The 13,659-nt window shown below is 69.7% G+C and carries 14 protein-coding genes; 3 read left to right on the top strand and 11 right to left on the bottom strand.

The genetic code is table 11. The features are described from left to right. Positions 1-82 precede the first annotated feature (82 nt). The 4 genes from ABD333_RS03985 to ctaC form a co-directional block, all read right to left on the bottom strand. Entirely contained in the window at positions 83-1,441 is a 1,359-nt protein-coding gene (locus ABD333_RS03985; RefSeq protein ID WP_344537740.1) for a L,D-transpeptidase, read from the bottom strand. Positions 1,442-1,554: 113 nt separating this feature from the next. Beyond that, positions 1,555-1,965: a cytochrome c oxidase subunit 4 gene (locus ABD333_RS03980; RefSeq protein ID WP_344537739.1), complete on the bottom strand. Its 411-nt coding sequence runs from the start codon at positions 1,963-1,965 to the stop codon at positions 1,555-1,557. 3 nt (positions 1,966-1,968) lie between these two features. Beyond that, positions 1,969-3,591: an aa3-type cytochrome oxidase subunit I gene (gene ctaD, locus ABD333_RS03975; protein WP_344538832.1), complete on the bottom strand. Its 1,623-nt coding sequence runs from the start codon at positions 3,589-3,591 to the stop codon at positions 1,969-1,971. 74 nt (positions 3,592-3,665) lie between these two features. Then, positions 3,666-4,460, bottom strand: coding sequence for an aa3-type cytochrome oxidase subunit II (gene ctaC, locus ABD333_RS03970; protein WP_344537738.1), 795 nt, complete (start codon positions 4,458-4,460; stop codon positions 3,666-3,668). 193 nt (positions 4,461-4,653) lie between these two features. Here ctaC and ABD333_RS03965 point away from each other — a divergent pair, with 193 nt between their 5' ends. After that, a complete protein-coding gene (locus ABD333_RS03965; protein WP_344537737.1) occupies positions 4,654-5,793 on the top strand; it encodes a cysteine desulfurase family protein in 1,140 nt (379 codons plus the stop codon). A 49-nt stretch (positions 5,794-5,842) separates the two neighbouring features. Next, on the top strand, positions 5,843-6,163 hold the full coding sequence (locus ABD333_RS03960; RefSeq protein WP_344537736.1) for a sulfurtransferase TusA family protein: 321 nt from the start codon (positions 5,843-5,845) through the stop codon (positions 6,161-6,163). Between the two features lie 364 nt (positions 6,164-6,527). Here the strand turns inward: ABD333_RS03960 and ABD333_RS03955 are convergent, their stop codons facing one another. Both ABD333_RS03955 and ABD333_RS03950 read right to left on the bottom strand, forming a co-directional pair. Then, complete coding sequence (locus ABD333_RS03955; protein WP_344537735.1) at positions 6,528-7,514, bottom strand: carbohydrate kinase family protein; 987 nt, start codon at positions 7,512-7,514, stop codon at positions 6,528-6,530. Between the two features lie 330 nt (positions 7,515-7,844). After that, positions 7,845-8,210 carry a HesB/IscA family protein gene (locus ABD333_RS03950; RefSeq protein WP_344537733.1) on the bottom strand — a complete coding sequence of 122 codons (366 nt, stop codon included), beginning with the start codon at positions 8,208-8,210 and terminating at the stop codon, positions 7,845-7,847. A 271-nt stretch (positions 8,211-8,481) separates the two neighbouring features. On the opposite strand from ABD333_RS03950, the gene nadA reads away from it, so the two are divergent. Then, positions 8,482-9,636 carry a quinolinate synthase NadA gene (nadA, locus tag ABD333_RS03945; protein WP_344537731.1) on the top strand — a complete coding sequence of 385 codons (1,155 nt, stop codon included), beginning with the start codon at positions 8,482-8,484 and terminating at the stop codon, positions 9,634-9,636. Here nadA and ABD333_RS03940 read toward each other — a convergent pair whose 3' ends face one another. The 5 genes from ABD333_RS03940 to htpX all read right to left on the bottom strand — a co-directional run bounded on the left by ABD333_RS03940 (position 9,637) and on the right by htpX (position 13,558). Beyond that, positions 9,637-10,404, bottom strand: a complete 768-nt coding sequence (locus tag ABD333_RS03940) for a maleylpyruvate isomerase family mycothiol-dependent enzyme (protein WP_344537729.1) — start codon at positions 10,402-10,404, stop codon at positions 9,637-9,639. Between the two features lie 87 nt (positions 10,405-10,491). After that, positions 10,492-11,073 carry a PspA-associated protein PspAB gene (gene pspAB, locus ABD333_RS03935; protein ID WP_344537727.1) on the bottom strand — a complete coding sequence of 194 codons (582 nt, stop codon included), beginning with the start codon at positions 11,071-11,073 and terminating at the stop codon, positions 10,492-10,494. A 2-nt stretch (positions 11,074-11,075) separates the two neighbouring features. Next, a complete protein-coding gene (locus ABD333_RS03930; RefSeq protein WP_344537726.1) occupies positions 11,076-11,984 on the bottom strand; it encodes a M48 family metalloprotease in 909 nt (302 codons plus the stop codon). Positions 11,985-12,068: 84 nt separating this feature from the next. Beyond that, on the bottom strand, positions 12,069-12,638 hold the full coding sequence (gene pspAB, locus ABD333_RS03925) for a PspA-associated protein PspAB (RefSeq protein WP_344537724.1): 570 nt from the start codon (positions 12,636-12,638) through the stop codon (positions 12,069-12,071). A gap of 2 nt (positions 12,639-12,640) precedes the next feature. Further along, entirely contained in the window at positions 12,641-13,558 is a 918-nt protein-coding gene (gene htpX / locus ABD333_RS03920) for a zinc metalloprotease HtpX (protein WP_344537723.1), read from the bottom strand. Positions 13,559-13,659: the final 101 nt, after the last annotated feature.

Below are 13,659 nucleotides of genomic sequence, written 5' to 3'. Positions count from 1 at the left end.
CGGTCTGCGATCACCCTGGCTCGGGCAGGCGAGTGCCGGTCTGCGATCAGCCTGGCTCGGGCAGGCGAGTGCCGGTCTGCGATCAGCCTGGCTGGGCCGGGCGCGTGCCGGTGCTGGTCGGCGCGGTGTCGGTCAGCGGGCCGCCGGACGACGAAGGCGACGTCGTGGGCTTCGGCGCGGGAGAGGTCTTCGGGGAGAGCGGCACGGGGTTCGCGCCGCGCGGGCCCACGTGCAGCGTCTGCTTGAGTGCGCTGCCCTTCGCCCAGTCCGCCCAATCGAGCTGCCAGAAGCCCCAGCCGTTCTCCGGCTCCAGCTCCCGCGCGGTGCCCGTGATCTTCACCGGGTCGCCCCGGTAGACCAGGTCGTAGAACCAGGAGGCGTTGCCCGGGCTGATGTTGACGCAGCCGTGGCTGACGTTGCTGTTGCCCTGGCTGCCGACCGACCAGGGCGCGCTGTGGACGTACTCGCCGCTGTCGGAGATGCGCACGGCCGAGTAGACCGTCTGGCGGTAGTAGCCGGGGCAGCCCGGCCCGCAGCCGACCGTGGACGAGTCCATGATGACGGGGCTGCCCTTGTCCATGGTCAGGTGGTCGCCGTTGGTGGTGATGTACTTGCGGACGCCGCCCATCCCCATGCTGACCGGGATCGTGCGCTTGAGCCTGCCGTTCACCCGGACCCACATCTGGTGCGAGTTCTCGCTCGCCTTGATGATGTGCTCGTCACCGACCCGGAAGTCGAGGTTCTTGTCGTCGGTGCCGTACAGGCCGCCGGCGAAGCGCACCCCGCTGAGGTGGGCGCGGAAGCTCACCTGCGTGTGCCGCGGCCAGTACTTCCTGGTGCGGAACACCACCCGCTGGTCGTCGAACCAGTGCCAGGCCCCCTCGACGGCCTTGGAGGAACGCAGCTCCAGCGCCCGTTCCACCGCGGCCCGGTCGGCGACCTCCTCGTCGAAGTTCAGGATGATCGGCATCCCGACCCCGACCGTCTCCTTGTGCGAGGGCGCCTCGACCGTGGTCGCCATCGCCTTCTTGGGCTTGGCGGTGGTGAACCGGCTCGTCACAGTCTGGGTCTTGCCGTCCCGGCCGAGCGCGGTGGCGGTGACCTTGTACTTGCTGGCGGGGTCGAGCGTCCAGCGCGAGCGCCACCCGGTCCGGTCGGCGTTGAGGTCGCCCTCGACCTCCTCGCCGCCGGTGCTGACGGTAACGTTCTCGATCGTCCCGTTCTGCGCCTGTATCCCGATCGCGCTGTCCGGACGCAGCGAGGCGGTGCCGTCACCCGGGCTCACCGAGAGTTTCACGGCATCCCTGCCGTCGGTCAGGCCGCCGTCCGAGCACCCGGCGACCCCGGCCGCCATCGTCATTGCGATCACGGCGGCGGTGGCACGGCGTTCGCGCCCTGCCGTTACTGAGACGCCGACCTGCACCGTCAAACCCCCGGACATCACTCTCTGCATGGCTGTGTGTCCGTACGGTGACACGCCGGACGCGTTCCATTATGAAGGGGCCGGTGCTCGCATGCGCGCGATCACCGGCCCCTCTGGGAAACCTTTGCCACTCAGTGGGAGAAATGACCCCTGTAGTACTCGAAGACCAGACCGATCGAGGTCATGATCGTCGCCGCGCTGCCCAGGATCACCAGCCACCAGCCGAAGACCACGCCGAGCGTGACCAGCGCCGCCGACAGCGCCAGGAACAGCGGCCACCAGCTGTGCGGGCTGAAGAAGCCCAGCTCGCCGGCGGCGTCGGCGATGTCACCCTCGGGGTCGTCCTCGTACAGCGGGCCGCCGTTGGCGCTCTCCAGCCGCCGGACCGTGAAGTGGATGTAGAACCCGATCAGGCCGGCCAGGCCGACGGCCAGGGCCATCGCCGTGGTGCCGGTCCAGTCCTTGGACCAGAGCCAGTAGACGACGTCGGTGGCGAGGAAGAACACCGCGCACCCGTAGAACATGAACGCCTGAACGCGCATCGGCTAGTCCTCCCCCTTCAGCACGCCGGCCGCCGAGCCGCCCGCGCCGGCACCCGCGAGCTCGCCCTTGGCACCCACGTGCGGGTGGTGCAGGTCGAACGCCGGCCGCTCGGAACGGATCTTCGGGATCGAGTTGAAGTTGTGCCGCGGCGGCGGGCAGGACGTCGCCCATTCAAGCGACGAGCCGTAGCCCCACGGGTCGTCCACTTCGACCTTCTTGCCCTTCTTCGCCGTGATGTAGACGTTGTAGAAGAAGGGCAGCAGCGAGCAGCCGAGGATGAACGAGAAGATCGTCGAGACCTGGTTCATCCCGGTGAACTCGCTGGCGTAGTCGGAGTACCGGCGCGGCATGCCCGCGGCACCCAGCCAGTGCTGGATGAGGAACGTGCCGTGGAAGCCGATGAACAGCAGCCAGAAGTGCACCTTGCCGAGCGTGTCGTTCAGCATCTTGCCGGTGAACTTGGGCCACCAGAAGTAGAAGCCGGCGAACATCGCGAACACCACGGTGCCGAACACCACGTAGTGGAAGTGCGCCACCACGAAGTAGGAGTCCGACAGCTGGAAGTCCATCGGCGGCGAGGCCAGGATGACGCCGGTGAGACCACCGAAGAGGAAGGTCACCAGGAAGCCGAGCGACCAGAGCATCGGCGACTCGAAGGTCAGTTGTCCTCGCCAGATCGTCCCGACCCAGTTGAAGAACTTCACCCCCGTGGGCACCGCGATCAGGAACGTCATGAACGAGAAGAACGGCAGCAGCACCTGGCCGGTCACGAACATGTGGTGGGCCCACACGGTGATGGACAGCCCCGCGATGGTGATCGTCGCGAACACCAGGCCGATGTAACCGAACACCGGCTTGCGGCTGAACACCGGGAGGATCTCCGTCACGATGCCGAAGAAGGGCAAGGCGATGATGTAGACCTCCGGATGCCCGAAGAACCAGAACAGGTGTTGCCAGAGCAGCGCGCCGCCGTGGGCCGCGTCGAAGACGTGGGCGCCGAGCTTGCGGTCGGCCTCCAGGGCCAGCAGCGCCGCGGCCAGCACCGGGAACGCCAGCAGGACCAGGATCGAGGTCAGCAGGATGTTCCAGGTGAAGATCGGCATCCGGAACATCGTCATGCCCGGCGCGCGCATGCACAGGATCGTGGTGATGAAGTTGACCGCGCCCATGATGGTGCCGAAGCCCGACATCGCCAGGCCCATCACCCACATGTCGCCGCCGACGCCCGGCGAGCGCACCGCGTCCGACAGCGGCGCGTAGGCGAACCAGCCGAAGCTGGCGGCGCCGCCCGGCGTGAGGAAGCCCGCCAGCACGATCAGGCTGCCGAACAGGAACAGCCAGTAGGCCAGCATGTTCATGCGCGGGAACGCCACGTCGGGCGCGCCGATCTGCAGCGGCATGATGACGTTGGCGAAGCCGGCGAACAGCGGCGTCGCGAACATCAGCAGCATGATCGTGCCGTGCATGGTGAACAGCTGGTTGAACTGCTCGTTGCTCATCACCTGCAGGCCCGGCTTGTACAGCTCGGCCCGCATCAGCAGCGCCATCACGCCGCCGATCAGGAACATGAAGAACGACGTGATCAGATAGAGGTAGCCGATCACCTTGTGGTCGGTGGACGACATCCAGTTGGCGATGAGCCGCCCCTTGGTCGTCCGCGACGCGGTGATCTGCGCGCTCGGTGCGTGACTCACCGTCGTCACTTGGCACCCCCCGCTGCCTTGGCCTTGGAATCGGCGATGAACTTGGCGTACTGCTCGGGCGGCACGACCTGGAGCTGGAAGAGCATCCGGCTGTGGTCGACGCCGCAGAGCTCGGCACAGCGGCCCTCGTAGGTGCCGAGCTTGCGCGCCGTGAACTCGAACTCGTTGACGTAGCCCGGCATGACGTCCTTCTTGTAGAGGAGTGCCGGCACCCAGAACGAGTGGATGACGTCGTTGGCGTGCAGCCGCACGCGGACCGTCTGGTTCGCCGGGACCATCATGACCGGCTTGGCCCCCGCGGGGGCGTTCGGCGCGACCGGAGTGCCGATTACGGAGGCGACGGTCTTCTCCTTGCCGGAGGCGTCCTTCTCCTTGTGGTCGAACTGCCAGCTCCACTGGAAGCCGGTGACGTCGATCGTGACCGCCGGGTTCTTGGTGGTCTTCTCGACGTAGTTCTCGTCGCGCGCGGTGAAGTAGAAGAGCACCGCGATGATGACGAACGGGACCGCCGTATAGAGGATCTCGATCGGCATGTTGTAGCGCACCTGCGGCGGCAGGTCGTCGGAGCGCTTGCGGTGGAACAGCACCGCCCAGATGATCAGTCCCCAGACGACGGCGCCCACGGCGAACGCCGCGATCCAGGAGCCCTGCCAGAGCGTGAGCATGCGCTCGGCCTGGTCACTGATCGGCTCGGGCATGCCCAGGCGCTTCACCTCGCCGCTGCAGGCGGTGGCGGTCATCGCCAGCAGGCCCAGCGCGGCGGCGCTCCTCAATGCACGGCGACCGCGCACAGGCGTGCGCCGCTCCCTAGAGCGGGTCGGACTCACGGAATGCCTTCCCCACGGATGAGAGCCCAGGGAACTCCCGGGCAGTGAGATCAGTTGTTACACGTTTGGGGGACACATTAGCGCGCGGGTCACGCACACCCTGTGTCGGGTGCCCGGTTAGGGTTCTGGCGTGGCTAACTCGCACGGGGCTTCACCGATGACCGCGTATTTCGACGCCGCGTCCACCGAACCCCTGCATCCGGCGGGTCGCGAGGCCCTGCTCCGGGCCCTGGAGACGGGCTGGGCCGACCCCGCTCGCCTGTACGGCGTGGCCCGCGGGGCCCGGCTGCTCCTCGACCAGGCGCGCGAACGCGTCGCCGGCGTCCTCGGGGCACGGCCCGACGAGGTGTCGTTCACCACGTCCGGCACCCAGGCGGTGCACCTCGGGGTGCTCGGCTCCCTGCACGCGCGGCGGCGGGTCGGCCGCCACCTGGTGGTGAGCGCCGTGGAGCACTCCAGCGTGCTGCACGCCGCCGGGCTGCACGAACGCGACGGCGGCAAGGTGACCACGGTCCCGGTGGACCAGCGGGGCCGGGTCGACGTGGCCGCGTTCGCCGCCGCGCTGCGCCCCGACACCGCGCTGGCCTGCCTGCAGTCGGCCAACCACGAGGTGGGCACGCTGCAGCCCGTGGAGGAGATCGCCGAGATCTGCCGCGCCGCCCGTGTGCCGCTGCTCGTGGACGCCGCCCAGTCGGCGGGCCGGACGGACATCCCGGCCGGCTGGTCGTTCCTGGCCGCCAGCGCCCACAAGTGGGGCGGCCCGGCGGGCGTCGGCGTGCTGGTCATCCGCAAGAACACCCGCTGGCGGTCGCCGCTGCCCAGCGACGAGCGCGAGGGACGGCGGATCCCGGGCTTCGAGAACGTGCCGGGCATCGTCGCGGCGGCCGCCGCGCTGGAGGCATACCGGGCCGAGATGGCGGCCGACGGGCCCCGGCTTTGGGCGCTGGTCGACCAGATCCGCACCCGGCTGCCGACCCTGATCCCCGACGTGCAGGTGGTCGGCGACCCGGTCGCGCGGCTGCCCCATCTCGTGACGTTCTCCTGCCTGTACGTCGAGGGGGAGGCACTCCTCACCGAATTGGACAGGCTGGGATTCGCGGTTTCGTCGGGAAGTTCATGTACGGCGGATACGCTGCGTCCCAGTCATGTCCTTGAGGCGATGGGAGTGATTACCCATGGCAACGTCCGGGTATCGCTGCCGCGTGGAGCAAAAGCGACCGATGTCGACCGCTTCATCGCCGTTCTCCCCGAGGCCGTCACCCGGCTCCGCCGGACCGCCGGAGTGACCACGTCATGATCTCCACGACCAGCTCCCAGAACCCGACGACAGGGAGGCGGGTGCGCCCATGAGGTTCCGAAGCCGTACCAGGAGCGGCTCGCGGGACGGTGCCGACGGCGCCGCCCAGCCACCCGCCATGCCCGACCCGTCCGAGCCGTCGCCCGCCCTGGTGATCGACGCGCTGGGCCGCAAGTGCCCCATCCCGATCATCATGCTGGCCGAACGCCTCCGCGAGGTGCCCGTCGGCGACGTCATCGCGGTCCTGGCCGACGACGTCGCCGCCCGTACCGACGTCCCCGCCTGGTGCCGGATGAAGTCCCAGGACTTCGTCCGCGAGGAAACCCTCCCCCACGGCGGCTGGGGCTTCCATATTCGTCGTACATATTGATTCTTTTACGGCCTCGACGACCTCGCCTGGCGGCTCGGCCGCCGAACCGCACTGTGTTTCTGGCTTTTACGGCCTCGACGACCTCGCCTGGCGGCTCGGCCGCCGAACCGCAAAAGCGGCGAGCGCGACATCGCTTCGCGATCTCTCGTGAAGCTTCGCCTTCGGCTCGCTTCACGACCCGGTCGCGCGCTCGCGTGACGGTTGAGGTTGTTGCACTGAGACGGTTGCAGTCTCTGGAAGAAGCGCACCGGCCCCCCGAGGGCCGCGCCAGGGGAATTCAAGGCGACGGACATGCCGTTCGAGGCCGGGCCGTGCGCAGTCGTGCCCCGTTCCGCGTTTGCGGGACGGGGCACGGCTTCTTGCGTTAGGGGTACGGGGTGTCGAGGTGGGGGCTGACTTCGGCGGCTGCGTCGGCGCCGTAGGCGGTGGACAGGCGGTCCAGGAAGGCGGTCTTGGACAGGTGGTACTCCTGCGGGCCGGCGACCTCTAGGACGTGCGCGGCGATGAGGTTGCCGACCTGGGCCGCCCGCTCCAGCGACAGGCCCCAGGCGGTCGCGGTCAGGAAGCCGGCGCGGAAGGCGTCGCCGCCGCCGGTCGGGTCGACCACGGCGTCCACGCGGACGGCGGGCACGTGCAGCCCTTCCTCGCCCTTGCGGTCGATGATCACGCCCTTGGCGCCCAGGGTGGTGATGCGGACCCCGGTGCGGTCGAGGATCTCGGCGTCGCTCCAGCCGGTCTTCTCCTCGGTGAGGGCCTTCTCGTACTCGTTGGTGAACAGGTACGCGGCGCCGTCGATGAGGCGGCGGATGTCGGCGCCGTCCATCCGGGCCAGCTGCTGGGAGGGGTCGGCGGCGAACGGGATGCCGCGGTCACGGCACTCGTCGGTGTGGCGCAGCATCGCCTCGGGATCGTTCGGGCTGATCAGCACCAGGTCGAGGCCGCCGACCCGGTCGGCCACGGGACCCAGCTCGATCGAGCGGGCCTCGCTCATCGCGCCGGCGTAGAACGAGGCGATCTGGTTCTGGTCCTGGTCGGTGGTGCACAGGAACCGAGCGGTGTGGTGCAGCTCGGACACGTGCACCGACGCGGTGTCGACCCGGTGCCGTTCAAGCCAGGACCGGTAATCGGCGAAGTCGGCGCCCACCGCCCCGACCAGGATGGACTCCTTGCCCAGGCAGCCCATGGCGAAGCAGATGTTGGGGGCGACGCCACCGCGCCGGATGTCGAGCTGGTCGACCAGGAAGGACAACGAGACCGTGTCGAGCTGGTCGGGGCGCAGGCTGTCGGTGAACCTGCCCGGGAAGGTCATCAGATGGTCGGTCGCGATGGAGCCAGTCACGGCGATGCGCACGGCGGGTCGCTCTCCTCGTCGGTGTCGTCCGGCTATTTGTCCGGCTTCTCTACAACCCAGCTGGGGAACTGCAAAGCCTACTTGGCCTTGGGGCGGGGGCAGCATCCACCGCCTGCTTACGGTTACCCGGAGAACACGAAAGAAGCGGCCCGGAAATAAAGGACATCCGGGCCGCTTCGGGACACGGCCTGCGCGGCCGGTCCGTTGTCTAGAGCCTGTCTTGAAGTGGCCTTGACCACCGGTGGAGCGATGCCGAAGGCGGGCTCCACCGGGCAGATCGCGAAGCGATGCCGCGCTCGCCTTGAGGGCCGAGCCGCCAGGCGAGCGCCGCTAGTTGAACGAGTCGCCGCAGGCGCAGGAGCCCGAGGCGTTCGGGTTGTCGATCGTGAAGCCCTGCTTCTCGATGCTGTCGACGAAGTCGATCGTGGCACCGGTGAGGTACGGGGCGCTCATGCGGTCGACGCGCACGCTCAGGCCGTCGAAGTTCTGGATCTGGTCGCCGTCCATCTCCCGCTCGTCGAAGAAGAGCTGGTAGATCAGACCCGAGCAGCCGCCCGGCTGCACGGCGACACGCAGCGCCAGGTCGTCGCGGCCCTCCTGCTCGAGCAGGCCCTTGGCCTTCTCGGCGGCGGCGTCGGTGAGGACGACGCCCTGCTGCGTGGTCTCCTGCGTGCTGGTCTCGCCTGAAACCGTCATGTGTTCAGCTCCCGGGTCTCGCTACGCCGCTCAAGCGGCGAACTGTCGCATGTCCACGAGGGCGTTGCCGCCTTCTTCCTCAGGACAACGTACCTCGCTCCTAGGCCATTCCTCGTATCACCAGTGTTTCACCTCGGATCGGCGTCACGCAGGGCGCGGGTGCGTTCTATGTCACAGCGAGGGTCCCGGACGGTTCAGTTGTCCGCTACGTGTGCGATTATTAGTCGTCAAAGCGACGATAAGCCCCCCACTCTCGGGGAGGGAGACTCCAGTGACCACCCCAGTGCGCGATCTTCCTTTGCTCTTCCTCGGTACCGGCTCCGACCCGGCCAGCGAACGCGGCGTCGACTGTCCGGGCGAGCTTCCCGCCGCCTCCGACCCGGGGCTGGTGGAGCGCGCCAGGGCGGCCAAGGCGGCGCTCGGCGACCAGGTCTTCGTCCTGGGGCACCACTACCAGCGTGACGAGGTCATCCAGTTCGCGGACGTGACCGGCGACTCGTTCAAGCTGGCCCGGCAGGCGGCGGCCCGGCCGGACGCGCCCTACCTCGTGTTCTGCGGCGTGCACTTCATGGCCGAGTCGGCCGACATCCTCACCGCCGGGCACCAGCAGGTCGTGCTGCCCGACCTGGCCGCGGGCTGCTCCATGGCCGACATGGCGACCTTCGACCAGGTGGAGGAGTGCTGGGAGGCCCTGGAGGACGCCGGGATCGCCGGTGACGTGGTCCCCGTCACGTACATGAACTCCTCCGCCGACATCAAGGCCTTCGTCGGCCGCCACGGCGGTGTCGTGTGCACCTCCTCCAACGCCAAGCGGGCGCTGGACTGGGCCTACGCGAAGGGTTCCAAGGTGCTGTTCCTGCCCGACCAGCACCTGGGACGCAACACCGCCGTGCTGGAGATGGGCCTCTCCCTGGACGACTGCGTCGTCTACAACCCGCACCGCCCTGACGGCGGGCTGTCCCACCGGCAACTGCGCGACGCCAAGATGCTGCTCTGGCGCGGTCACTGCTCGGTCCACGGCCGGTTCAGCAAGGAGTCGGTGGACGACGTGCGGGCCCGGGTGCCCGGCGTGAACGTCCTCGTCCACCCCGAATGCCGCCACGAGGTGGTGCTGAGCGCCGACCAGGTCGGCTCGACCGAGTACATCATCAAGACCATCGAGGCGGCGCCGGCGGGTTCGGCCTGGGCCGTGGGCACCGAGCTCAACCTGGTCAAGCGGCTGGCGGGCGCCCACCCGGACAAGAACATCATGTTCCTCGACAAGACGGTCTGCTTCTGCTCGACCATGAACCGGATCGACCTGCCGCACCTGGTCTGGTCGCTGGAGGCACTGGCGCGCGGCGAGGTCGTCAACCGCATCGAGGTGGACGCCGAGACCGCTCACTACGCCCGCGTCGCCCTCGACCAGATGCTCGCGCTCCCCTAGTCAGAAGGCGGTGTGCTCCACCCAGCGGCGGAGCGGTGCCTCGTCTCCGGAGATCGCCAGGCGGGGGTCGCCGATCTTCCGGCGGCCCCACAGGAAGAGGAAGAGGTCGGCGGCGGCGGCGTCCACCGAGACGGCGGGCCCGTCCCCGCCGCCGGCCTCGGCGGTGAAGCCCTCCGGGGTCAGGCGGTACGACCAGCGGCCTGCGGTGTCGGTGGTGCCGAAGGCCAGCGTCTCGCCATGGCCCGTCAGCTCCTTGATGGCGGGGATGAGGGCGGCGGCGTACGGGAGGTTGTCGAAGAACTCGTCGATGCCGTCGGCCGCCACCTCCGGCTCGATCACCGGCTCGCGGCCGAGCGCGAAGTCGGCGTCGCACCGGTGCACGGCCGTCTCCTGCACCATCCGCCGCGACCAGAACCCCGCGTGCTGGCCGGCCACCCACGTCCACACGGGCGTATCCGGATCGGTCGAGCGCAGCGCCCGCAGCAGCCCCGCCGCGCCCTCGGTGAACCAGGGCAGGTGATCGGCGGGCTCCTCGGGGAACGTCACGTCCAGATCCCCGAGGCCGAGGGGGCGCTCCGATCTCGTCGTCACCATGCCGCTGACCCAGCGGTGCACGCTGCCGAGGTGGCGGACCAGGGCGGCCACGTCCCAGCCGGGGCATGTCGGCACCGGCGCGTCGAGGCCGGCCTGCCGGGCGGTGTCGGCGAACCGGGAGATCTCCAGCTCGGCCGCGTCGCAGTACCGCTCATGGCTCCAGGGTGCCCCCACAGGTCCTCCCACGCTCCGTCGCCAGGGCTCCGGGAGACCGAGCCTGGCACACCCGGCGCGACCGGCCAAGGCCTTATTCGCCGAGCGTCAGATCGCGGGGGCGTCCCACAGCGGGAACCATCTGGCGCGGTCCCGCTCGAACGGCAGGTCGGCTCCGATGGCCTCTCTCGCCTGGTCCTCCAGGGCGGCGTCGCGGCCGCCGCCCGCCGCCGGGGCGAACGGGTAGAACGTTCCAGCCACGTGCGTGTAGACCAGCGCGAGACGGCGTCCGTCGGGCCGGGCGAACCCGGTCAGCGAGCACAGCAGGTACGGCCCGAAGCCCCCGGCCTCGAATGTCGCGTTGACGACGTGCAGGTCGTTGACGACGCGTTCGAGCGCCCCCGGCGGATGCCGCGTCAGCACCCAGCCGCAGCCGTAGGCGTCGGTGCTGTGTTCGGCGGTGGCGTCGGGCTCGGCCGCCACCAGGCGCCGGAGGTCCCGCTGGACCTGGGCGAACGCGCCGAAGACCCCGCCGTCGACCGTGCGGAAGCACACCGAGCCCAGCCCCGTCGGGACGAACCCGGTCAGGGCCGCCAGCACGCCCGCGGCGGACACCAGGCCGAAGATCGCGTCCAGGTCCGGCGCGGCGGTCCCCGCGCGGCCGAGCGCGACGTCTCCGAACGACGACATGGTCACCTTCTTCCGCTCGCGAGCCGCTCGGAGACCTCGGTGAGCCGCCGGACCCGTTCCTCCACCGGAGGATGGGTGGACAGCAGCTCGCGGGCCGCGCGGCCCCGTGCCCGCGCGGGCACCGTGAGGACGCCGTTCAGCGGCCGCAGTCCGCGCAGCTCGGCCGCGGGCGCGGACTCGATCTCCGCGCAGATCTTGGTGAGGGCGGCGGAGGCGGCGGCCGGACGGCCGGTCAGCAGGGCCCCGGTGCGGTCGGCGCACAGCTCACGGTGCCGGGAGATCGCCAGGTCCAGCAGCAGGCTGACCGGGAAGAGCAGCGCGGCCAGCGGCACCATGGGCAGCAGGACCACGCCGGCGACCCGGGCGGCGGGACGGCCCTCGCCGAGCAGCAGCCCGCTCACGGTCGTGATGATCAACCCGCCGCAGAACGCGGGGAACCCGGCGATCGTGGCCACCACCACGTCCCGGTGCGCGAGATGCGCCATCTCGTGGGCCAGCACGCCTTCGAGCTCGGCCGTCTCCAGCCGGTCGCGCAGACCGGTGGTGACGCAGACCACCGTGCGGTCCCGGCGGCAGCCCGCCGCGAACGCGTTGGGAACGTCGGTGTCGGCCACGGCCACGCGCGGCTTGGGGAGCCCCGACGACATGCACAGGCGGTCGACCAGCGCGTGCAGCTCCGGCTCTTCGTCGTCGGTGACCTCACGGGCGTCCATCGCCCACAGCGCGACCTGGTCGGCATAGCCGATCTGGGCCACGAGCAGGAGGACGACGGCCCCGGCCGCCACGAGCCCCCAGAGCGCCGAGATCTGGAAGAAGGGCGTCACCAGCAGCCCGTACAGGACCGCCAGCATGGCCATGGCCAGCACCATCCGCCAGGTGAGGCCTCGCTCGCGTGCGTAACGCGCAGGCACCGTCGACCCCCTGCTCTCCAGCTACGGGACGACGATAGGACGCGTGCGGCGACGATTACGTGCCGTGTGACACAAACCTTCGGTTCACAGGCCCGGGGCGCCCCAGACCGGGAACCAGCGGGACAGGTCGTCCTCGAACGGCAGGTCGGCGCCGACCGCGCCGCGTACCTGCAGCTCCAGCGCGTTGTCCCGCTTGTCTCCCGGGAGCGGGGCGAACGGGTAGAACGTGCCGCGCTTGTAGAGGTAGACCAGCGCCAGGCGTTGGCCGTCGGCCCCCGTGAAGCCCGCGAGGGAGCACAGCAGGTGCGGGCCGAAGCCGCCCGCCTCCAGGGTCGCGTTGACGGCGTGGAGGTCGGTGACCAGCGCGGGCAGGTCGTCGGCGGGCTGCCTGGCCAGCAGCCAGGTGTAGCCGTAGGAGTCGGTGCTGAGCTCCACCTCCGGCCCCTCGCCGGCGTCCAGCAGTTCCTGGATGTCCTTCTGCATGCGGGCGAACGCCGCGCCCTCGGCCGCCCGGAAGCACACCGAGCCGAGACCGGTCGGGGTGAAGCCCGTGGCGGCCTCCAGCGTCAGCGCTGCGGTGGACAGCGCGAAGAGCCGGTCCAGGTCCGGCTTGACCGGCTTGGACCGGCCGAGCAGTGTGTCCAGGAAACCCACGGTCACACTCCCCTGCTCAGCGATTCGGAGATCTTGGACAGCTGGGCGAGCCGCCGGTCCAGCGGCGGGTGGGTGGCGAACAGCGAGGCGACGCTGAAGCCCTTGGTGAACGCCGGGGCGAAGAAGAAGGCGTTGAACGGCTCGGCGGCCCGCAGGTCCTTGCTGGGGATCCGGGCGATCTCGCCGGAGACCTTGGTCAGCGCGGCGGCCAGCGCCGACGGCCGGCCGGTCAGCAGCGCGGCGGCCCGGTCGGCCGACAGCTCCCGGTAGCGGGACAGGGCACGGGTGAGCACGAAGCTGATCGTGTAGGCCACCGCGCTCACGGCGACGACGGCGAGCAGGACGAGCCCGGTGTTCTGGTCGCCGTCGCGGCGGCTGAAGCCGCCCCACAGCCCCCACTCCAGGCCGAACCGGGTGATGAGCCCGGCGCACACGCCCAGGAACGAGGCGATCGTCATGACCACGACGTCCTTGTGGGCGATGTGCGCCATCTCGTGCGCGAGCACGCCCTCCAGTTCCACCGGGTCGAGCCGGCGCAGCAGACCGGTGGTGACGCAGACGACGGCCTTCTTCTGGTTGCGGCCGGTCGCGAAGGCGTTGGGCACGTCGGTGTCGGCGATCGCCACCCGCGGCTTGGGCGCGTCCGACATCGCGCAGATCCGGTCGATGACCCCGTGCAGCTCGGGCGCCTCCTGCGGCGTGACCTCCTTGCCGTGCATGGCGAAGAGCGTCATCCGGTCGGAGAAGAAGTACTGGGCGAGCAGGAAGACCGTGGCGCCGATCAGCGCGAACACGCCCCAGCTGGGCGCGATGGCGAAGAACGCCGTCACGAAGACGACGTACACCAACCCGAGCAGGAACATCGTCACGAGCATGCGTGACGTGAGCCCCCGATCCGAGGCATACCGCGTCCGCGCCATGCCTCCCCCCTTCCGGTCCGGCACGACCTCGTCCAGCTGGACGGGTCACTCTGAACAACGTTCAAAGTTGCCGGTTTGTGCCCCCATGTCCGGTTGAGCGG

Origin of the sequence: Actinomadura fulvescens, from assembly GCF_039533225.1 — a bacterium.
Classification (GTDB): Bacteria; Actinomycetota; Actinomycetes; order Streptosporangiales; family Streptosporangiaceae; genus Spirillospora; species Spirillospora fulvescens.
Note: the sequence above shows the minus strand (reverse complement) of the source record. Positions and strands in the feature narration are given on the sequence as shown.

Bases quoted from the DNA above. Each gene is read 5' to 3' on its own strand.
- ABD333_RS03985 (WP_344537740.1), bottom strand. From the start codon at position 1,441: ATGTCCGGGGGTTTGACGGTGCAGGTCGGCGTCTCAGTAACGGCAGGG.
- ABD333_RS03980 (WP_344537739.1), bottom strand. From the start codon at position 1,965: ATGCGCGTTCAGGCGTTCATGTTCTACGGGTGCGCGGTGTTCTTCCTC.
- ctaD (WP_344538832.1), bottom strand. From the start codon at position 3,591: ATGTCGTCCACCGACCACAAGGTGATCGGCTACCTCTATCTGATCACG.
- ABD333_RS03965 (WP_344537737.1), top strand. From the start codon at position 4,654: ATGACCGCGTATTTCGACGCCGCGTCCACCGAACCCCTGCATCCGGCG.
- ABD333_RS03960 (WP_344537736.1), top strand. From the start codon at position 5,843: ATGAGGTTCCGAAGCCGTACCAGGAGCGGCTCGCGGGACGGTGCCGAC.
- ABD333_RS03950 (WP_344537733.1), bottom strand. From the start codon at position 8,210: ATGACGGTTTCAGGCGAGACCAGCACGCAGGAGACCACGCAGCAGGGC.
- pspAB (WP_344537727.1), bottom strand. From the start codon at position 11,073: ATGTCGTCGTTCGGAGACGTCGCGCTCGGCCGCGCGGGGACCGCCGCG.
- htpX (WP_344537723.1), bottom strand. From the start codon at position 13,558: ATGGCGCGGACGCGGTATGCCTCGGATCGGGGGCTCACGTCACGCATG.